A 20149-nucleotide genomic window follows, 5' to 3' on the forward strand; every position below is an offset into this window, starting at 1 on the left:
CGACAATGACGCAGGAAACGACCATGACCCACACGCCAGATCCCGTTGAGGGCGAACCGCTGATCGCCCCGTCGAGCACCGACCACGCACTGCACGAACCGATTGTCGAGGCTTGCCGCAGCGTGTTCGACCCGGAAATTCCCGTGAATATCTATGATCTTGGCCTGATTTACACGATCGAGATCACGGATGAGAATGACGTCATGATCACCATGACCCTGACCGCGCCGGGCTGTCCCGTTGCCGGCGAAATGCCGGGTTGGGTGCAAGAGGCCGTCTCGGGCGTGGGCGGCGTGCGCAACGTCGAGGTGGCCCTGGTGTGGTCGCCGCCTTGGGGCATGGAGATGATGTCGGATGAAGCACGCCTTGAATTGGGCTTCATGTAACACGACCTTTGTGATCCACTGACCGGATCAGGAGATAACAGATGTTCGGTATTCCAGGAAAACAGGCACTGACAATGACGCCCGCCGCTGCGGCGCAGATCGCCAAGCTGATGGCCAAAGATGGCCACGCGGGCCTGCGCATCGGCGTCAAGAAAGGCGGCTGTGCAGGCATGGAATATACGATGGATTACGTAACCGAGGCTGACCCCCATGACGAGGTTGTGGAACAGGACGGCGCGCGTATCCTGATCGCGCCAATGGCGCAGATGTTCCTCTTCGGCACCGAGATCGATTATGAAGTGTCGCTTCTGGAAAGCGGTTTCAAGTTCAACAACCCCAACGTGGTGGATGCCTGTGGCTGCGGGGAATCGATCAAGTTCAAGGATGTCGAGGAACTGAGCGCCGAACAGGCCGCCGATGGCCCGCCCAAACTGAGCTGACCTCGCCGAACGTGACCCTATCCCGCCTTCAGGTGCAGATAGGTCTCGTCGAACCGCTTTTTCAGATGATCCCCGGCCAGAATGACTCGACCCGATCCGATCGGGCCCACATTGGTGTCGTGGTTGGGGTTGAAGAACAGCGGCACAGAAATCCGTTCCTGCGACGATCCTTTCACGCGATGCGGGGTGGCGCGCACCGCACCGTCAGTCCACATTTCAAGCATCTCGCCGAAATTGATGACGAATACGCCCGGATCGGCCTGCACCGACACCCATGTGCCGTCCCGCGCCTGCGCCTCAAGCCCCGGCACTCCGTCCGTCGCCAGCAGGGTCACACAGCCGTAATCGGTATGCGCCCCAATCCCGAAATCCTTATCCGTGGCCCAATCAGGCCGCTGCGGATAATAATTCCCCCGCAACAGCGCCATCGGTCGGGTAAAGGCCGCATCGAAATAGTCCTCGGGCTGGCCAATGGCGGCGGCGATGCCGCGCAGCACGGTCATGGCCACCGTGCAGGCCTGCCCGTAATAGGCCTGCACCGTGTCGCGAAAGGCGGGCATGTCCGCAGGCCATTGATTGTCAGCATAGACCGACAGGGACAGTGCGCGCAGCGGATCATTGGCGGCCAGTTCAAAGCCGCAATCAAACACCTGCTTGTAATCGGGGTTCGCATCCGGATCGACCTGTTCCGACCCCGACGCCCCCCAGCCACGGTTGGCACCGGTACGGGCCATGTTCACCGCCTGCTTGCGGTCCTCGGGCAGGCGAAAAAACCTGCGATAGGCGTCGATCACCCCAAGGATCTCTGCGCGAGACAGCGCCGTGTTCTCCACGGTCAGGAACCCCGCCTCTTCCACGCCACGGCGCAGCCGCGCCATGGTGTCGGGATCACGCGCGGCGATTTTTCGGGCATCCAGTCTTGGGACCATGGAACCTGTCTCCTTTCAGGGCGCGCCTTTCTGGCAAGCTTTGCGCCGCGACGCAAGGCACACTTGACCTGCCTTTGCTTTGGCCACAAAACGGGCCGCAGATCAATCAACAAGGGGTGGACCATGCGTCGCAAGCTGGCAGCAGGAAACTGGAAAATGAACGGGCTGGCGGCCTCTCTGGCCGAGCTTGAGACCTTGGCACAGGCCCCTGCCCCGCACCAGACGGACCGCATGATCTGCCCGCCCGCCACGCTGCTGGCCCGCGCGGTGAACGTGGCCGGAGAGATCACCATCGGAGGCCAGGATTGCCACCCGCAGCCCAGTGGCGCCCATACCGGCGATGTCTCGGCTGCGATGCTGGCCGATGCCGGGGCGACGGCCGTGATCGTCGGCCACTCGGAACGCCGTGCAGACCATCACGAAACCGACGCCGATATCCGCGCCAAGGCTGAGGCCGCATGGGCCGCGGGCCTGACCGCTGTCATCTGCCTGGGCGAAAGCCTCGCGCAGCGAGAAGCCGAAGAGACCCTGAGCGTGATCGCCGCGCAGCTTGAAGCTTCAACCCCGGACGGTGCCACGGGTACCAACACCGTGATTGCCTATGAACCGATCTGGGCCATCGGCACCGGCCTCGTGCCCAGCCTTGACCAGATCGCCGAAGTCCACGACGCCATGCGCGCCCAGCTTGTCGCCCGCTTCGGCGCCACCGAAGGCAAAGCCATGCGTCTGCTATATGGTGGTTCGGTCAAGCCCGACAATGCCGCAGATATCTTCGCCACCTCGAACGTGGACGGCGCCCTTGTCGGTGGCGCAAGCCTCAAGGCCGCAGATTTTCAGGCCATCATCGACGCGCTCGACGCGGCCTGATCTTCACCTTCGCAAAAATACTCCCGCCGGAGGCAACCCGCCGGCCCGATAGGGCCGGCTAAACCTGCGCGCCCGCAGGGCGCACCATGTCACAACCTCCTAAAGGAAAACGGCGCCCCGGTTTTCCGGAGCGCCGCCAGTTTCAGCCTGTAACACCCGCTACTTCGTTATGATCTCCGGCCCCATGAAGGTGTTGGGCAGGAAGGTCGAGATCGCGGGAATATACGTCACCATGATCAGGAAGACGAACAGCACAGCCAGGAAGGGCAGCGCGGCGCGTACGACGCTCATCATCGGCATGCCGGCCACGCCCGAGGTCACGAACAGGTTCAGCCCCACCGGTGGCGTGATCATCCCGATTTCCATGTTCACCACCATGATGATGCCCAGATGGATCGGGTCGATGCCAAGCTCGATCGCGATCGGGAACACCAGCGGCGCGACGATCACCAGAAGGCCCGAGGGCTCCATGAACTGACCACCGATGAGCAGGATGATGTTCACCACGATCAGGAACATCACCGGACCAAAGCCTGCCGACAGCATCGCGCCGGCGATGTGCTGCGGCACCTGCTGTTCGGTCAGCACATGCTTCAGGATCAGTGCGTTGGCGATCACAAACAGCAAGGTCACGGTCAGCTTGCCCGCCTCGAACAGCGTGTGCTTGGTGTCGGGGTGGAAGAACGCGGTGATCAGTGCCTGCGGTTTCTTGAACAGGCTGATCTTTTCACCGGTCGACGCTTCGAGATTGCCCGCCGAAACACCGGCTGCAGCGCCGGCCAGCGGCCCCATATCCTTGTAGATGAAGGACGCGATCAGGAAGGAATAGACGGCAGCCACAGCGGCGGCTTCGGTCGGGGTAAAGATCCCGCCATAAATCCCGCCAAGGATGATGACGATCAGGAACAGGCCCCAGCCCGCCTCGCGGCCCGCGGCAAAGACCTCGCCCCAGCCCTTCCAGTCGCCCTTGGGCAGGTTCTTGACCTTGGCCATGACATAGATCGTGACCATCAGCATCAGACCTGCCATCAGGCCCGGGATCACCCCGGCCAGGAACATCCGGCCCACCGATACCTCAACCGCGGCGGCATAGACCACCATCACGATAGAGGGCGGGATCAGGATGCCCAGCGTGCCCGCGTTACAGATCACACCGGCGGCGAATTCCTTGGAATAGCCTACCTGGCGCATCCCTGCGATTACGATCGATCCGATCGCCACCACGGTGGCCGGCGACGACCCGGACAGGGCCGCAAACATCATACAGGCAAACACGCCCGCAATCGCCAGACCGCCCGGCAGGTGGCCAACACAGGCAATCGAGAACCGGATGATGCGGCGCGCCACGCCCCCGGTTGTCATAAAGGACGACGCCAAGATGAAGAACGGGATCGCCAGAAGGGTATAGTGGCCCTCGAACGCCTCGAACAAAGTGCCCGCAACCGAGGCCAGCGTGGCGTCCGAGAAGAACAACAGGAACAGGATCGACGACAGACCCAGTGATACGGCAATCGGAACACCGATCAGCAGAAGGCCGATCACCATTGCAAAGAGAAGGGCTACTTCCATCAGTCATGCTCCCCTTGAAGCGCCTTGGCTTCTTCGATTTCATCTTCGACCTCGTGGCTCGCCACCAGACGGTCGGTTTCGCCGCGCCAGATCTGCAGGGCCGCTTGCAGAAAGCGGAACAGCAACAGCAGCATCGACACCGGCAACACCAGATACGGCACCACCTTGGGCAGTTTTTCGTAACTGTCGCCGTAGTTGATCAGATCTTCGAGGAAGCCGAAGATCGCAACCATCGGCACGTCCTGGACTTCGTAGAAAGACTGCGAACGGAACTTGTCGACAAAGCCGGTCGGGAACCAGCGGCCAGAGGTGGGCGGCAGGTCGGCAAACACGGCCCAATAGTCATAGGCGCCCTTGACCATGAAGATCGAGAACAGGATGCAGGCGCTGACTGCAATAAGCCCCATGGCCCGCGCCACTGGTTTCGACACCATGTTGAGCACGGCATCCACGCCAAGATGGCTGTGTTTCTTGACGGCGTAAGACGCCCCCAGCAGCACCAGCCAGCCGAACAGGAACACGGTCAGTTCCAGCGCCCAGAGAATGTTAGAATTGAAACCGAACCGGGCGATGACATTGGCGAAAGTGATCACTGTCATTAGGCCCAAGAGGATCGCAATCAGCGTTTCCTCGATCCGGTCGACGAAGCTATGCGGTTGTTGCATGTCCCCACGTCCCCGGGTTTTCTAGATGCGCCTCCCCCGCCCTCCGACCCGGAGCGACAGCAAAAAGCGCCTGAAACCCATTTTATTGTGGATGTTCCAATGTGCGGATGTTGCCCCCGCGCGCATCGGAACCTTGAAAAAAGGCGGACCAAATGTGCTGGCCCGCCCAAAGGTGAGATGTGCCGGACCCCGGCACATCTGCGCGATTACATGGACGCGTTGATGGCCTGTGCCGCGTCGATGTTTTCCTGTCCGACGTCATCGGCGAACTTGTCCCAGACGGGCTTCATCGTATCGACCCATTTCTGGCGCTGTTCTGCGGTCAGGGTGCGGATGGTGCCGCCCGCGTCCACGATCGACTGTTTTGCGGCGTTGTTAACCGCGGTCGACTCGGCGTTGCGCAGCTCGGTCACCTCGGCCAGGATGGTCAGGAACTGGTCACGCACGTCCGCGTCGAGGCTGTCCAGCCAGTCGACCGAGGTCACGACCAGATAGTCGATGATGCCGTGGTTGGTTTCGGTGATGCCGTCCTGCACCTCGAAGAACTTCTTGCCGTAGATGTTCGACCAGGTGTTTTCCTGACCGTCCACAACGCCCTGTTGCAGCGCGCCGTACACTTCCGAGAAGGCCATTTTCTGGGGCGAGCCACCGATGGCTTCCATTTGCGCGACCAGAACGTCCGACGATTGTACGCGGAATTTCAAACCGTTCGCATCCGACGGATCAACCAGCGGTTTGTTGGCCGACATCTGCTTCATGCCGTTGTGCCAGTAGGCCAGGCCCTGCAGGCCGCGGCGCTGCATCGAGTCCAGAAGCGCCTGACCGTTGTCTGATGCCTGGAACGCATCGACTGCGTTCACGTCCTTGAACATGAAAGGCAGGTCGAAAATGCGGAACTGTTTGGTAAATTTTTCGAACTTCGACAGCGAAGGTGCGGCCAGTTGAACGTCGCCTTGCAGCATCGCCTCAAGCACTTTGTTGTCGTTGTAGAGGGTCGAGTTCGGGAAGACTTCCATGCAAGCCTTGCCGTTCATCTCGTCATTCACGCGCTGTTCCAGAAGCGATGCGGCGATCCCTTTGGGGTGCTTGTCGGTGTTGGTGACATGGCTGAATTTGATAACGATTTCGCCATCGTCACAGGCGGCCTGTGCGGCGGTGCCTGCGGTGACGGCCAGGGCCAGCGCGGTGGCTGCGGTGGTCAGGAATTTCATTGGGTCTCCTCCCGGTTTTCATTCCAAAATTATGTCGGTTGCGCCCGGATCGGGCGGTGCCACAAAACAGTGACAATCGGCGCAAACCCGCTCAAGCTTTTGTTTCAATTTTGCACAGCAATAGGCAAAGCTGTTTATTTTCATGGCTTTGGATGGCATTTCTCATCACGCCTGCGTGACCCTCCAAAGGTAACGTGCGGATTTTCACACAACAGGTTTTGCATCTGTGCGGTTTTTCGCACAAATTTTCAAAGTGACGCAGCGTGACTCGTTTTGCGCAAACCTGTTGGGAAAGGGCGCGGGTCTCTGCTAAGTTGCCGTTCAGGCTTCACTGGCGAGGCACAGCATGAGCATGGAACCGACCAAATCGGCGAAACAGGGTATTTCGGTACAATCCCGGCGCCACAACGAAATGCGCAAAGAGGCCCTGCGCGCGCATCCAGAGTTGCACGCCCTCGCGGGCACCGAGCCGCGCACGGCGCTGGCGCTGCCGGTGCTTCTGGCCTTGCAATGGGGCATGGCGTGGTTGGTTTCCGATGGCGGAGTCCTTGTGGTCGGGCTGACCGCATTCCTGATCGGACAACTGGTCTATCATTCGGCTGCCTCTCTGATACACGAAACCTGTCACAAACTGGTGTTTCGCGGCGACAGGGCCAAGCTGGCCTTCGACCTCGGGCTTGAGGTCATCCTGACATCCTATGGCAAACAGCTGATCTATCAGCACCAGCACGTGACCAGCCACCACCCCTATGTCGGCGATTACGAGCGTGACTACGAACACGAAGACATCTGCGCCCTTCAGGCCCGCCAGTACGTGCGGCGCACCCATCCGGCGCTGCAACGAGGTCTGACGATCCTGACCCTGATCCTGCATTCCCTGCCGCTGGGGTTCATGCTGGGCGATTACATCCTGCCGCGCCTTTATGCATTGGCGTCGGGCCGACCCGTGCAGGACCCCGTGCCACGGTTCGGCGGCACCGCGCCAAGCCTCTCGGACATGGCGCCCTTTATCCTTGTTTCGGCCCTGTCGAACCTGACCCTGTTCCTGCTGCTGGGCCCTTGGGCGCTTTTGTATCACATCTGGTCGCTGTCTTTCTTTCTGGGCAAGATGGGCATCTCCAATCTTGGCCAGTCACTCAGCGAACACCCCGGCACGGATGACATCAACCCCACAAGGTCAACCTATGGACCTATCAACTGGCTGTTGTTCAACACCGGCTATCACAACGAGCATCACAGCTTTCCCAACGTCCCCTGGACCCGCCTGTCCGCCCTGCACACCGGCGCGCCCGAGGTTTTTCATGCAGAGGCCGAGAAATCCTATTTTGGCTGCTGGTGGGATCACGTGCGGCGCGACTTTACCGCCAGCCGGGACCTGAAACTGCATGAACATGACCAAAGTGCCCATTGCGAAGGGCGCGAAAAGGGATGGGCCAGGTAATCCTGCCCCTCAGTCGCAGATCGGCAGTTCAATGGGCGGCTGTTTGGGCAAAGAGCGCCGCCATTCATTGATGATCGGCTGGAGTTTGCGCTTGGGCCAGAACTTGGGGGCGCCGATCTCTTGCAGGCACGACGCGTTCCAGTAGAGACCCGAACTGGATGGCAAGCGCCCGCCGCGGGCGGATTTGGCCACGGCCTTGATGTCACGCCCTTCGGGATAAATATAGAGCGATGTCGGATTTCCCTCGACCAGGGCCAGCACCGCGCGCGATTCTTCTGGCGACCACGTGGTGCAGCCGTTGCTGCGCCCACCGGTATAGTTCACCAGCCGCCCGTACGGGACAAACCCCTCTTTGTCGGCGTGGGGGCTTTCGGGTTTCTTCATACGGCACTGCCACCTCAGAAAAACCGCTTCATGCCCGCCAATCGCGCGTTCGCGGGCATTATTGGTTTCCCCTTCCCCGTCAAACAGTAGAAACGTGCGATAGAACGGTGTCTTGCGGCCCGCCTCGGTATAGTACCCTTTGAACGAGGTGCGGGACTCAGCCGTGAGATAAGCCCCGCCCATGGTCAGCTTGGACCCTTCGGCATTGCTAAAGTGTTGTGCGCATTGCCGCCCGTTTGAAAATTTCGCCTTTTGCAGCTTGCGTCCGTTGCCATAGCCGGAGGACACCGCCCGGAACACTCGGCTGGATTCACAAATGTAATAGAACCGCCCCGACGGTGCCCCGTTTGACCGCGTGCTGGGGCGCGTGGCATCCATCGCGAGGTAACAGGCGTTTTTGATATCCCCGTTGCGCCGTTTCTCGTAATAAAGCGCGCGGGCCCTCTCCAACACCACGGGCGCAATCTGCCCTTCTCCCGTGCCGATGTGTTTCTCCAGCCATGCCGGAACCGCCGGGGTCTGCGTGGCAGCCTTGGCCGGATGAAAGGCCATGACCACAGCAGACATCAGGGCAAAGACACTGAGGCGGGACAATTTCGACAACATCGGATGACCTTTCCTGCTCGCGCATCCTTTTTTGCCATCATACCCCAATTTGCCCACTTTGCGGCCAACAAATTGCGGACGCGTAAAAAGCTGCGCGGCCAAAGACCCTAGCGGAAATCCTCGGGCTTCAACCCGTGCTTGGCCAGCTTGTCGTAAAAGGTCTTGCGCGGCAGTTTGAGCGCCTCGGCAGCGGCCGAGGCACGGCCACCGGCGCGGCGCAGCGCCTCTTGCAACAGGGACCGTTCGACCTGTGCCATCTGTTCAGCCAGCCCGAGTGGCGCCACCGTGTCATGGTCGGTGTCCTGCAAGCCCAGAACAAACCGCATGGCCACGCTCATCAGGGCGCGTGCATTGCCGGGCCAGTCCCGCGCCATCAGATCTGCCATAAGATCAGAGCCGATTTCTGGTGCGGTCAGCCCCGACTGTTCCGCCGCCTGGGCAACATAGTGGCGGAACAGGACCGGAATATCCTCTGGGCGTTCGGACAGGGACGGAATACGCACCTGCATCGCGTCAAGGCGATAGAACAGATCGGCATGAAGCGCGCCCTTCTGCACCGCATCGGAAAGATTGGCCGTGCTGCCGAAAATCAGGCGCGGATGGTCGCCCTGTTCCATCAGGGCCAGCAAGGCGAACTGGGTTTCCATCGGCATCGCCGTGATTTCGTCAAGAAACAGACTGCCACCCTTGGCCTGTGCGACGGCTTGCTCAAAACGGGCCACATCCATCCCAACCGCCGCATGTTTGCCGAACGGCCCCTTGCTGAGCGGCGAGCAGAGATGCACCACCTCGGCCACCTTGGAAATCCCGACACCGGGCGCACCTGTGACCAGAACCTCGGCGCGGGTGCGAGCCACGCTGCGCACGCGCGCGCGTAAACCTTCCGCCAGATCCGAGGTGCCGAACAACATCCGCGCCGCCGGGTCACCCGTTTCCAATTGCAGTTTCAGACGCCGGTTCTCAAGCACCAACCGGCGGGTATTCAGCGCCCGTTCGATCACCGCGATCAGATCCTTGGGCGCACAGGGTTTTTCAAGGAAATCAAACGCCCCCTGCCCCATAGCAGATACCGCCATCGGGATATCCCCTTCGCCGGTCAGCAGGATTACCGGAAGATCGGCATCCATGGCGCGGGTATAGGTCAACAGGTGGAACCCGTCGCGCCCCGGCATCCGGATATCCGACACGATGATGCCGTCAAAATCGGGCGTGATACGGTCCTTGGCCTCGACAAAAGATCCCGCCGTGATCGCCTCGAGGTCGGCCAGTTCCAGCGTCTGGCCCAGCGCCTCGCGCACCGCGATGTCATCATCTACCAACAAGACCCTGCGCGTCATGCCGCCTGTTCCTCGCTCCAGTCATCCAGCTCCACGGTAAAGACCGCCCCGCCCCCGGGGGCGTTGGCCCCGCGAATTTCGCCTCCAAAGCTTTGGACCAGACCGTAAGAAATGGAAAGCCCCAGCCCCATGCCTTCGGAACTGCCGACCGCCTTGGTCGTGAAAAAGGGATCAAATATCTTTTCGGGTTCGCGAATGCCCGGCCCGCTGTCCGTAACCGAAATCGTGACGCGGTTGCCGCGCGCAACCTCGAGTCGGATCACCCGCGGGTCGCTTTCGGCCATGGCGTCGGCGGCATTGGTGATGAGGTTGACCAGAACCTGTCCCAGACGCACCTCGCCGCCGCGCACCCAGATCGGCCCCGCAGGGGCCTGCCAGTCCAGTGTGATCCGGTCCTGCCGCAGTCGGGCCTCGGTCAGTTCCAATGCGGTTTCGATCACCGCAACGATATCGACCCGCCCCATAGGCTCACTCTCGTTGCGGGCAAAGGCACGCAGGTTTCGTATGATCCGCGCCATACGTTTGGACAGGGCTGAGATTTTCGACAGGTTGTCGGCGGCCACGTCCGTGCGCCCGCGTTCCAGAAACAGTTCACCATTTTCGGAAAACTGTTGAATAGCCATCAAGGGCTGGTTCAACTCGTGGCTAATACCGGCAGACATCTGGCCCAGCGCGCTCAGCTTACCCGCCTGCACAAGATCGGCCTGCGCCTGTTTCAGCGCGGCCTCTGCCTCTTGTCGTTCGGCAATCTCGCGACGCAATTGCACGTTTGTTTCCGACAAGGCACGGGTACGCAGCGCGACCCGTTCCTCAAGCACGGCGTTGGCCTCGGCCAGCACACGGCGACGCTGCATCGCCTGATACAGGAAAAGCCCGAAAGCAAATATCAGAACCGCCACAACGGCGGCCTGCAATCCGGCCAACCGTCGGGCCGGCCCCGCGTTAATGACCGCCTCGGCAGTCATTGAGATCACCGGTAGCGGCTTGACCAGATGCAATCCGCGCTCGGGCAGATAGGGCCCCCAATCCAGACGCCAGATCTCGTGCCCCGCCTCTTCATAGGACCGGAACGGCGGCGCGTCCCCCTGTGGCGGCACCAGCCCACGCCCTGCCGTAGCCCGACGCCAGAACATCAACTCGGACCGGTTGGCAATGAACACAAGCCCGGCCTCATCCACGAAGAACACCGCCGGTCCGTCACCGCGCCAGTTCTCCTCGACCGAGGCGATATCAACGCTGACCGTCAGAACCCCGGTGACACGCCCATCCGCGCCAAAACTGGGTGAGGCAAAATAGAACAGCCGGTTGCCTGCTGCGTCCAGCCCGTGATGGGTGCCCAGCGCACCATGAAGCGCGCGTTCAAAATAGGGGGCACCGCGCAATGTTGCGGACGCCACTGGAAAGGCCGTGGCCAGAATGGCGCCATTGCTGTCGGTATAGATCATGTTTGCCGCCGTCGTCTTGTCAGCGGCATCCTGCAACAGGGCACGGGCCTCGGACCGGGAAGCTTCGCCTGTCAGTACCCCGGCAAGGGTCGGGTGCGAGGACATCAGAACGGCAAGCTCCTGATACCTTTGCAGTTGCGCCGTCAGCCGGTCCGCCGCCAGTGCCAGATCGGATTCGCCGCGTTCGGCCAGTTGGTCCAGCGCCTGGCCGTAGCCCACGCGCCAGACACTTCCGGTCACCACCGCAAGCGACAGGAAAAACAACAGAAGAATCGCGCCCCTGTGGCGTATCCATGTTCTCATGCCCGCCAGACTATCAATCCCCCCCTTGCCTTGACCAGCGGCTTGCGAAAAATGGCGGGCATGAAACACCTTGCCCAGTCCCCGACCGACCCCGCGTTTGTCCAGAACCCCTATTCGTTCTACGAACAGGCCCGCGCCTCAGGGCCGCTGGTCTGGTGGGAGGATTACGGGATGCCTGCCGCGCTCTCGCATGACCTGGTGATGGCCCTTTTCAAGGATCGTCGCTTCGGGCGCGAGGTGCCCGCCGAAATGGCACAGCCCCATCCGTCGCATCTTGACCCTTTCTACCGGATCGAGGCGCATTCCATGCTGGAACTGGAACCGCCCCGCCATACACGGCTGCGGTCTCTGGTGTTGCGCGCCTTTACCAGCCGCCGGATTCAGGCGATGGAACAGGACATCGCCCGCTTGTGTCATGACCTGATCGATCGTTTCCCCGAGGGGCCTTTCGACCTTATCCCCTCTTATGCCGCGCCCCTGCCCGTGACTGTGATCTGCCGCCTGCTGGGGTTCCCCGAAGAAATGGGTCCAGAGCTCTTGCGCTGGTCCAACGATATGGTCGCCATGTACCAGGCCCGCCGCACCCACGAGATCGAGGAACGCGCCGCACAGGCGGCGTCAGAGTTTTCACACTTTGTGACGGGCTATATCGACCGGCGCCGCACACACGCAGGCGACGACCTTCTGACCCAGTTGATCGCCGCTGAAGAGGATGGCGAGAAACTGTCGACCGAGGAGTTGGTCACCACCTGTATTCTGCTTTTGAACGCAGGGCACGAGGCGACGGTGCATTCGCTGGGCAACGGGGTCAAAACCCTGCTGGGACAAAACACGCCCCATACGGCCTATGACCCCGGCGCCATAGACCGCACCGTCGAGGAAATCCTGCGCTATGATCCGCCGCTACACATGTTCACGCGCTATGCCTATGAAGAGGCCGAGATTGCGGGCCACAGGTTTCGGCGTGGGGATCAGGTGGCGTTGCTTTTGGGGGCGGCGAACCGTGATCCTGCGGTCTGGGCCGCGCCAGACAGGTTTGATCCTACCCGCCCAATCCTGACAAACACGGCCTTTGGCGGGGGCTTGCATTTCTGCGTTGGCGCGCCCCTCGCGCGGCTGGAACTGCGCATTGCCCTGCCCATCCTGTTTGACCGCTGTCCGGACATGGCACTTGCAAAGACCCCTCATTACGCAAATCTCTACCATTTCCACGGGCTGGAGACCCTGATGGTGCGCCGCTGATCAGGCCGTGTCGACCAGAGGCAGGCGGCTGGTGGATTTGATTTCTTCCATCGACAACAGCGCGGTCACGTTGTGCACTTTTACCTCGGAAATCAGTGCCTGATAGAACACGTCATAGGCCCGCGCATTGGTGACCCGCACCTTGAGGATATAGTCGATATCCCCCGCTAGGCGGTGCGCTTCCTGCACTTCGGGACGATCCCGCAACGCCTTGAGGAACGCCGCCTGCCACTCGGCGTCATGTTCGCTGGTGCGGATCAGAACAAAGAAACACGCCTCGAACCCCAGCGCCTCGGCATCAAGAAGAACGGTCTGCTGCTTGATGATTCCCGCCTCGCGCAGTTTGCGGATGCGATTCCATACCGGCGTCTTGGACGACCCCACGCGCTTGGCAATTTCATCAAGAGACTGTGAGGAGTCCCTTTGCAGCTCTTCAAGAATTTTCCGATCCATCTCGTCGATCCGAAAAGCCATTCCGTATTCTCCTTGATTGCGGAACAAACCTCTTGAAGCACCAACAGCGCAGAACAAGCGTTCCTATTTTTCTAAGCACCTAGCCGAATTACGGAACAATTTCCTATATTGCAACCGAAATCACAGCGGATTTGGCACAGACCATGAAACATTTTCCCGTATATCTGTCCATGACTGGACAACGTATCGTGCTGGTGGGCGGCGGAGACGCCGCACTGGCCAAGCTGCGCCTGTTGCTCAAGACCGAGGCCACCCTCGACGTGTTCAGCGTCGAAGCGGCGCCTGAAATCCACGACTGGGCCGAGAACGGCAAGCTGCGTCTGCACCTGCGTACGCCCGAGACGTCGGATTTTCGCGGCGCACTTCTGGTGTATGCCGCCGAAGAAGATGACGCCAAAGATGCGCACACCGCGCAACAGGCGCAGGCAGCGGGTGTTCTGGCCAATATCGTCGACAATCTGGCAGACAGCGCTTTTATCACGCCGGCCATTGTCGATCGCGACCCTGTCACCATTGCCATCGGCACCGAAGGCGCCGCACCCGTTCTGGCCCGCGCCATCAAGGCCGACCTGGAAGAGCGCCTGTCCCCGCGTCTGGGCCTGCTGGCCCGCGTTGGAAAAGCCTTTCGCGCGGCGGCGGATGCCCTGCCCATGGGGCGGCGGCGGCGTGACTTCTGGTCGGACTACTATTTTGGGGCCGGCCCGCGTATTGCCGACGAAAACGGTGCACAGGCAGCCCTTGAAACGCTTCTGGACAAACACCTCAAGGCGGACACTCGCGACGGTCACGTTGCATTTGTCGGCGCGGGCCCCGGCGACCCCGAGCTTCTGACGCTCAAGGCGCGCAAGGCGCTGGATACGGCGGATGTGGTGATTTATGACCGCCTGATTACGCCGGAAATTCTTGAACTGGCCCGCCGCGAGGCCACGATGATTGACGTCGGCAAAGAAGCGTATGGCCCTTCCACCCCGCAGGGCGATATCAATGCGCTGATCGTGGAACATGCCCGTCAGGGCGCGCAGGTGGTGCGCCTGAAATCCGGTGACGCCACGGTCTTTGGACGTCTTGATGAAGAAATCGACGCCTGCGACGCGGCGGGGGTCACATGGCATATCGTGCCCGGCATCACCGCGGCCTCGGCCTCGGTCGCAGCCATTGGCCAGAGCCTGACCAAACGCGACCGCAACGGCGCGGTTCGGTTTCTGACCGGCCACGACATGAAGGGCTTTGCCGATCATGACTGGCGCCAACTGGCCCGCCGGAACGAAGTCGCAGCGATCTACATGGGCAAACGGGCCGTGCGTTTTATCCAGGGACGGTTGCTGATGCATGGCGCAGCGCCGGACACGCCGGTAACCGTGATCGAAAACGCCTCTCGTGCGAACCAGCGGGTGTTGAACGCCCCGCTACATTCCCTGCCCGCTGATCTGGCGGCGGCCGCCTTTGACGGACCCGCACTGATGCTGCTGGGCCTGTCCCCGCGCGCCGCCTCTGCCGCCCTTCCCTCATTGCTTGAACAGGAGCTTGCTTGATGCCCCGCGCCTTTACCCCCAAAGTGATCACCGCAAATGCCCTGATCGAGGGCGACGTGATTTATCTCACCCCGCAGGACACGTGGTCGCGCGACCTGTCCGAGGCGGAATTGCTGACCGATGAAGCGCACGCCCAGCTGCGCCTTGTCGAAGCACAAGCCCGTGTGGCCGAAGTTGTCGGCGTCTATCTGGCCGATGCCAAGGAAGGCGAAACCGGCCCGGAGCCGACCCATTTTCGCGAAGAATTCCGCCGCACCGGGCCTTCCAACTATTTCCACGGCAAACAAGCCGGGCTGTAACGCCGCCCTGCCAGAAAGGTCCAAGACAGATGTATCAGTATAACGACTTTGACAGCGCCTTCCTTGCCGAACGCAACCGCCAGTTCCGCGCACAGGTCGAGCGCCGCATCTCGGGCGCCCTGACCGAGGATGAATTCAAGCCGCTGCGGCTGATGAACGGGGTGTATCTGCAACTGCACGCCTATATGCTGCGCGTGGCAATCCCCTATGGCACCCTGAGCAGCGCCCAGATGGACACGCTCGCCCTGCTGGCCGAGAAGTGGGACAAGGGCTATGGCCATTTCACCACACGTCAGAACATCCAGTATAACTGGCCGAAACTGTCGGACATTCCCGATATGCTGGACGCGCTGGCCACCGTGAACATGCACGCCATCCAGACCTCGGGGAACACGATCCGCAATGTGACCGCGGACCATTTCGCAGGTGCCGCTGCGGATGAAATCGAAGACCCGCGCCCGATTGCCGAGTTGATCCGCCAGTGGTCGACCGACCATCCGGAATTCCAGTTCATGGGCCGCAAGTTCAAGATCGCTGTGGCCGCCGGTGCCAAGGACCGCGCCGTGTTGAAGGCGCATGACCTTGCCGTGCGCGTTGTGCGAAACGAGGCAGGCAACGTGGGATATCAGATCCTTGTCGGCGGCGGTCTGGGCCGCACGCCGATGATCGGCAAGGTGTTGCACGACTTTCTGCCGCGCGAAGACCTGTTGCCCTTTATCGAGGCCACCGTGTCGGTCTGGAACCAGATCGGCCGCCGCGACAACAAGTACAAGGCACGCATCAAGATCACTGTGCACGAGCACGGCATTGAGGACATCCGGGCCCGCGTGGACGCACGGTTCGCGCAGATCCGTCCTACCTTTGAAGGGTTCGATCAACAGCTGTTCGAAGAGATCAAGGGCCATTTCGCCCCGCCCGCCTTCCGCACCGCGTCGACGGCCCCGTTCGAGGCGGCCTATGACACCGACCCGCTGTTCCGCAGCTGGGCCGACACCAACCTGACTGAACACCGCGCGCCGGGCTATGCCATCGTGACCGTTTCGATCAAGAAACACGGCGCCACGCCGGGCGATGCCACCGCAGAGCAGATGCGCACCCTGGCCGACCTGGCCCGCCAATACGGCCATGACGAACTGCGCATCAGCCACGAACAGAATGTGATCCTGCCGCATGTCCACAAATCGGACCTGCCCGCGATCTATGCCGCCCTGCGCGAGGCCGATCTGCACACCGCTAATATCGGCCTGATCTCGGACATCATCGCCTGCCCGGGCATGGACTATTGCGCGCTCGCCACGGCCCGCTCGATCCCCGTTGCGCAACAGATCGCGACCCGCTTTGACGCGTTGAAACTGGAGCATGATATCGGGCACCTGCAGATCAAGATCTCGGGCTGCATCAACGCCTGCGGGCACCACCATGTCGGCCATATCGGCATTCTGGGTCTCGACCGGGCTGGCGTGGAAAACTATCAGATCACGCTGGGCGGGGATGCCACCGACAGCGCCGCCATCGGCGAACGCGCAGGCCCCGGCTTTGCTTATGACGAGATCGTGCCCGCCATCGAGCGTCTGATCGAAGGCTATCTCGAGATGCGCGACAGCCCCGAGGAAACCTTCCTCGAAACCTATCGTCGCGTCGGCCTCGCCCCCTTCAAGGCGTGGCTCTATCCCGAGGCACAGGCCCATGCCGCTTGACGAAATCCAGACCGAGCTGGGGGCCGATCGCCGCGCCCTCAGTGAAAAGGTTGCCGAACTGAATGCGCGCTATCGCCATCACAGCGCCACCGACGTGTTTCGCGGGGCGTTGCAGGATGGGGGCGAGATCGCGCTCGTGTCGAGTTTCGGCGCGGAATCGGTCGTGTTGTTGCACATGGCGGCGGTGGTCGATCAAGACACGCCGGTTGTGTTCGTAGACACGCAGATGCTGTTTCCCGAGACGCTGGTCTATCAGGCCGAGGTCGCAGAGCGGCTGGGCCTGCGCAATGTGCAGGTGATCCGCGCCGATGCCGAGGATATCAAGCGAGACGACCCAATGGGGGCCCTGCGCCTGCGCGACACCGATGCCTGCTGCACCCTGCGCAAAACGATCCCGTTGCAACGTGCGCTGCGTGGGTTTGATGGCTGGATCACGGGTCGCAAGCGGTTCCAGTCCGGCACCCGCGCCACGCTCGACTTTTTCGAGGTCGAGGACGGCACGGGCCGGATCAAGGTGAATCCGCTGGCGCATTGGCACCCCGAGGACGTGCAGGCCTACATGGTGGAAAACCGCCTGCCCCGCCACCCGCTTGTGGCCAAGGGATATCCCTCGATTGGCTGCGCGCCCTGCACCAGCCCTGTCAAACAGGGCGAAGACCCCCGCGCCGGACGCTGGCGCGACCAGAACAAGGAAGAATGCGGCATCCATTTTGTTGATGGCAAAATGGTGCGGATAGGAGAAAAGACATGACTGTACTCGTGACCGACGCCGGGTTTAGGCCGGACAGCTGGGATAAAGGCTTTGTCGCGCTGGAAGAGGCCGCCGCCAATACGGTTTCGCTGGATGTGGCATCCGACACGGATCCCGCCGACCTGATCCCTCGTCTTGCGGGCGTGGAAATGGTGCGCGTGGACTTTCCGTCCTTTGCGGACGGGCGCGGCTTTACCATTGCGCGCCAGCTGCGGCTGGCTGGATACAAGGGACGTCTGCGGGCCAAGGGGCACGTGATCTCGGACCAATACGCGATGGCGCGCCGCTGTGGCTTTGACGAGGTCGAGATCGACGACGATCTGGCCGCACGCCAACCCGAGAAGGACTGGGTCTTCCGCGCCGACTGGCGGGCGCATGACTATCAGTCGCGGATGCGGGCGCGCGCCGGTTCATAACGTGACGTGACTTGCGCCAGATCAAAGCAGCAAGCCAGATACATCTTTAAAAACCCCAACGAAATGTTAGTGAGGGGCGGAGTTTTCCGCCTGAACCCCTATGACCGAGCAAAAACCCGTGACAGACGCCCAAGCCACCGCCGTACCCAAAGTACCCACCCTGCCCGACGCCCAGACAGTGACCGAGGTGCAGCATTACACCGACCGGCTGTTTTCCTTCAAATGCACGCGTCCCGCGTCGCTGCGCTTCCGGTCGGGCGAATTCGTGATGATCGGCCTGATGGGCGACCCCGACCCCAAAACCGGCAAGCAAAAGCCGCTGCTGAGGGCCTATTCCATCGCGTCGCCATCGTGGGACGAAGAGTTGGAATTCTATTCGATCAAGGTACAAGATGGTCCGCTGACTTCGAAACTTCAGCACATCAAGCCGGGCGACCAGATTATCCTGCGCCCCAAACCCGTTGGCACTTTGGTGCATGACGCGCTCATCCCCGGCAAACGCATATGGTTCTTTGCCACAGGCACCGGTTTTGCGCCCTTTGCCTCGCTGCTGCGGGAACCGCAGACTTACGAGGATTACGACGAAGTGATCATCACCCACACCTGCCGCGAGGCCGGTGAGTTGACTTATGGCCGCAACATCATCGAGTCGCTGAAAGAGGACGAGCTGCTGAACGAGGTGATCGGCGAAGGCTTCTGGAAGAAGATCAAGTATTACCCGACCACCACCCGCGAAGAGAGCGCCAAGATGGGCCGGATCACCGACCTCATCAACTCGGGTGAAGCGTACAAGGATCTCGGTGTCGACCCCCTCTGCCCGCAAAACGACCGCGCCATGATCTGCGGCAACCTTGCGTTCAACCTCGAACTCAAGGACATGCTGGAAGCGGCAGGTCTTGAGGAAGGCGCAAATTCCAAGCCCGCACAGTACGTGGTGGAAAAGGCGTTCTTGGACTGATCGCTTCTCACATCCAAAAAAGCGGAAAGCCTCGGCTTATTTGTCTGGGCTTTTCCTTTTGAGCAGCGCGCGGATCTCTGATTTTCTCACAAGCCTGCATTTGTTGCGAACTGCCGGATGCCTTGTCCGTGTCACTCTAGGGTTTCGCTATCCACACAGGATAAATGCGTGGGCCCGTCAATCGCCCTCATCAAGAGGTTCTAGCAAATCGGCAATCTGACCGCGCAGCCAGATATGCGCGGCATTGGCGGAATAACGCCGGTGCCAGATCATGCATAACTCCGCTGTCGGCATATGCATTGGCGCACGGTATACGCAAAGCCCTGCCGTCTCCGCAACATGACGGGCCAATGCCGTCGGGAGCAACGCGATCAGGTCCGACCCCGCGACAGCCCGATAAACACCTGAAAAGATCGGCATGGTCATAATGACCCGCCTTTCCCTGCCCACCTTGGCAAGAGCCGTGTCGCCCAAGGCCGCGCTATTGCCCTCTGGGGAAAAAAGGACGTGACCGATGTCGCAGAAAAGGTCGATCGGGATGGCATCCCCACTTTGCAAACCCTCACGTTGCAAGCGCGGGTGATCCTTGCGCGCGATCACCGAAAAGCTCGACCTGAAGACGGGCTGGCTTTCTACCCAATCCGGCAGAGACATGTTCGGAATAATGGCAAGGTCGACGTCGTAGCGATCCAGTGTTTCCACATAACTGTCAGGCACAAGATCCACGAGGTGTACACGCAAGTTTGGCGCAAACGCCTGAAGCCGCTCTGCAAGTCTTGGCATCAGCAACTCGGCGAAAAAGTCACTCCCCGAGATACGAAAACTCGCGTCTGAAATCGCCGGTTCAAACGCATTGGGCCCCTGTATGAGACCTTCTATGCGTTCAAGTAGGAATGCCAGATCGTCTTTCAGCGTCAGCGCATATTCAGTGGGTTCCAACCCTTTGCCACGACGAAAGAACAGATCATCCCCAAGAGCGCCTCTCAGACGCCCGAGCGCGGCGGATACCGCTGGCTGGGACAGGCCAAGATGTTGCCCCGCCCGCACAGTGGAATTTTCCTTTAGCAGGGCATCAAGCACACGCAGCAGATTCAGGTCGAAGGTTTTCAAATTTGCCATGCAAATAGGTGTAATACAATCAATCGATTTTTGACATGAAATTCGTTATGCTAGGAACTGAACATCGAAGGCGCCTTC

At 60.8% G+C, this 20149-nt stretch carries 20 protein-coding genes; 11 read left to right on the forward strand and 9 right to left on the reverse strand.

The features are described from left to right. Nucleotides 1–23: 23 nt before the first annotated feature. Together WNE31_RS05085 and WNE31_RS05090 are read left to right on the forward strand one after the other, a co-directional pair. Nucleotides 24–386 (forward strand): SUF system Fe-S cluster assembly protein, encoded by a 363-nt coding sequence (locus tag WNE31_RS05085; protein WP_349978615.1) that lies wholly within the window; start codon nt 24–26, stop codon nt 384–386. Nucleotides 387–427: 41 nt separating this feature from the next. Further along, complete coding sequence (locus tag WNE31_RS05090; protein ID WP_349978616.1) at nt 428–826, forward strand: HesB/IscA family protein; 399 nt, start codon at nt 428–430, stop codon at nt 824–826. Nucleotides 827–843: 17 nt separating this feature from the next. Here WNE31_RS05090 and WNE31_RS05095 read toward each other — a convergent pair whose 3' ends face one another. Continuing rightward, nucleotides 844–1755 carry an isopenicillin N synthase family dioxygenase gene (locus WNE31_RS05095; RefSeq protein WP_349978617.1) on the reverse strand — a complete coding sequence of 304 codons (912 nt, stop codon included), beginning with the start codon at nt 1753–1755 and terminating at the stop codon, nt 844–846. A 123-nt stretch (nt 1756–1878) separates the two neighbouring features. Between WNE31_RS05095 and tpiA the strand changes: the two genes are divergently transcribed. Continuing rightward, entirely contained in the window at nt 1879–2622 is a 744-nt protein-coding gene (tpiA, locus tag WNE31_RS05100; RefSeq protein WP_349978618.1) for a triose-phosphate isomerase, read from the forward strand. A 159-nt stretch (nt 2623–2781) separates the two neighbouring features. Here tpiA and WNE31_RS05105 read toward each other — a convergent pair whose 3' ends face one another. The 3 genes from WNE31_RS05105 to WNE31_RS05115 all read right to left on the reverse strand — a co-directional run bounded on the left by WNE31_RS05105 (nt 2782) and on the right by WNE31_RS05115 (nt 6067). Beyond that, nucleotides 2782–4191: a TRAP transporter large permease gene (locus WNE31_RS05105; RefSeq protein ID WP_349978619.1), complete on the reverse strand. Its 1410-nt coding sequence runs from the start codon at nt 4189–4191 to the stop codon at nt 2782–2784. Next, nucleotides 4191–4856 (reverse strand): TRAP transporter small permease, encoded by a 666-nt coding sequence (locus tag WNE31_RS05110; RefSeq protein WP_349978620.1) that lies wholly within the window; start codon nt 4854–4856, stop codon nt 4191–4193. The genes WNE31_RS05105 and WNE31_RS05110 overlap by 1 nt, the downstream gene beginning before the upstream one ends. Before the next feature lie 206 nt (nt 4857–5062). Continuing rightward, nucleotides 5063–6067, reverse strand: coding sequence for a DctP family TRAP transporter solute-binding subunit (locus tag WNE31_RS05115; protein WP_349978621.1), 1005 nt, complete (start codon nt 6065–6067; stop codon nt 5063–5065). 346 nt (nt 6068–6413) lie between these two features. Here WNE31_RS05115 and WNE31_RS05120 point away from each other — a divergent pair, with 346 nt between their 5' ends. Next, the gene (locus WNE31_RS05120; RefSeq protein WP_349978622.1) at nt 6414–7508 is read left to right on the forward strand and encodes a fatty acid desaturase; all 1095 of its coding nucleotides are present in this window, start codon (nt 6414–6416) and stop codon (nt 7506–7508) included. 9 nt (nt 7509–7517) lie between these two features. On the opposite strand, the gene WNE31_RS05125 is transcribed toward WNE31_RS05120, so the two are convergent. From WNE31_RS05125 to WNE31_RS05135, 3 genes are all read right to left on the reverse strand, one after another. After that, nucleotides 7518–8498: a hypothetical protein gene (locus WNE31_RS05125; RefSeq protein ID WP_349978623.1), complete on the reverse strand. Its 981-nt coding sequence runs from the start codon at nt 8496–8498 to the stop codon at nt 7518–7520. A 107-nt stretch (nt 8499–8605) separates the two neighbouring features. Next, nucleotides 8606–9835 (reverse strand): sigma-54-dependent transcriptional regulator, encoded by a 1230-nt coding sequence (locus WNE31_RS05130; RefSeq protein ID WP_349978624.1) that lies wholly within the window; start codon nt 9833–9835, stop codon nt 8606–8608. Continuing rightward, nucleotides 9832–11583, reverse strand: a complete 1752-nt coding sequence (locus WNE31_RS05135; protein ID WP_349978625.1) for a sensor histidine kinase — start codon at nt 11581–11583, stop codon at nt 9832–9834. The genes WNE31_RS05130 and WNE31_RS05135 overlap by 4 nt, the downstream gene beginning before the upstream one ends. A gap of 60 nt (nt 11584–11643) precedes the next feature. Here WNE31_RS05135 and WNE31_RS05140 point away from each other — a divergent pair, with 60 nt between their 5' ends. Then, complete coding sequence (locus WNE31_RS05140; RefSeq protein ID WP_349978626.1) at nt 11644–12825, forward strand: cytochrome P450; 1182 nt, start codon at nt 11644–11646, stop codon at nt 12823–12825. Here the strand turns inward: WNE31_RS05140 and WNE31_RS05145 are convergent, their stop codons facing one another. Beyond that, nucleotides 12826–13299 (reverse strand): Lrp/AsnC family transcriptional regulator, encoded by a 474-nt coding sequence (locus WNE31_RS05145; protein WP_349978627.1) that lies wholly within the window; start codon nt 13297–13299, stop codon nt 12826–12828. Between the two features lie 143 nt (nt 13300–13442). Here WNE31_RS05145 and cysG point away from each other — a divergent pair, with 143 nt between their 5' ends. The 6 genes from cysG (at nt 13443) to WNE31_RS05175 (ending at nt 18952) form a co-directional block, all read left to right on the forward strand. Next, nucleotides 13443–14831, forward strand: coding sequence for a siroheme synthase CysG (gene cysG, locus WNE31_RS05150; RefSeq protein ID WP_349978628.1), 1389 nt, complete (start codon nt 13443–13445; stop codon nt 14829–14831). Then, nucleotides 14831–15130, forward strand: coding sequence for a DUF2849 domain-containing protein (locus WNE31_RS05155; RefSeq protein ID WP_349978629.1), 300 nt, complete (start codon nt 14831–14833; stop codon nt 15128–15130). The genes cysG and WNE31_RS05155 overlap by 1 nt, the downstream gene beginning before the upstream one ends. 29 nt (nt 15131–15159) lie before the next feature. Next, the gene (locus WNE31_RS05160; protein WP_349978630.1) at nt 15160–16827 is read left to right on the forward strand and encodes a nitrite/sulfite reductase; all 1668 of its coding nucleotides are present in this window, start codon (nt 15160–15162) and stop codon (nt 16825–16827) included. Beyond that, nucleotides 16817–17578, forward strand: coding sequence for a phosphoadenylyl-sulfate reductase (locus WNE31_RS05165; protein WP_349978631.1), 762 nt, complete (start codon nt 16817–16819; stop codon nt 17576–17578). Before WNE31_RS05160 ends, WNE31_RS05165 begins: the two co-directional genes overlap by 11 nt. Further along, entirely contained in the window at nt 17575–17994 is a 420-nt protein-coding gene (locus WNE31_RS05170) for a DUF934 domain-containing protein (RefSeq protein WP_349978632.1), read from the forward strand. The genes WNE31_RS05165 and WNE31_RS05170 overlap by 4 nt, the downstream gene beginning before the upstream one ends. A 100-nt stretch (nt 17995–18094) precedes the next feature. After that, nucleotides 18095–18952 carry a ferredoxin--NADP reductase gene (locus WNE31_RS05175; RefSeq protein WP_349978633.1) on the forward strand — a complete coding sequence of 286 codons (858 nt, stop codon included), beginning with the start codon at nt 18095–18097 and terminating at the stop codon, nt 18950–18952. 177 nt (nt 18953–19129) lie between these two features. Here the strand turns inward: WNE31_RS05175 and WNE31_RS05180 are convergent, their stop codons facing one another. Further along, nucleotides 19130–20071, reverse strand: coding sequence for a LysR family transcriptional regulator (locus WNE31_RS05180; protein ID WP_349978634.1), 942 nt, complete (start codon nt 20069–20071; stop codon nt 19130–19132). Nucleotides 20072–20149 lie beyond the last annotated feature (78 nt).

This window comes from Shimia fortis, assembly GCF_040225985.1.
Lineage (GTDB): Bacteria > Pseudomonadota > Alphaproteobacteria > Rhodobacterales > Rhodobacteraceae > Shimia.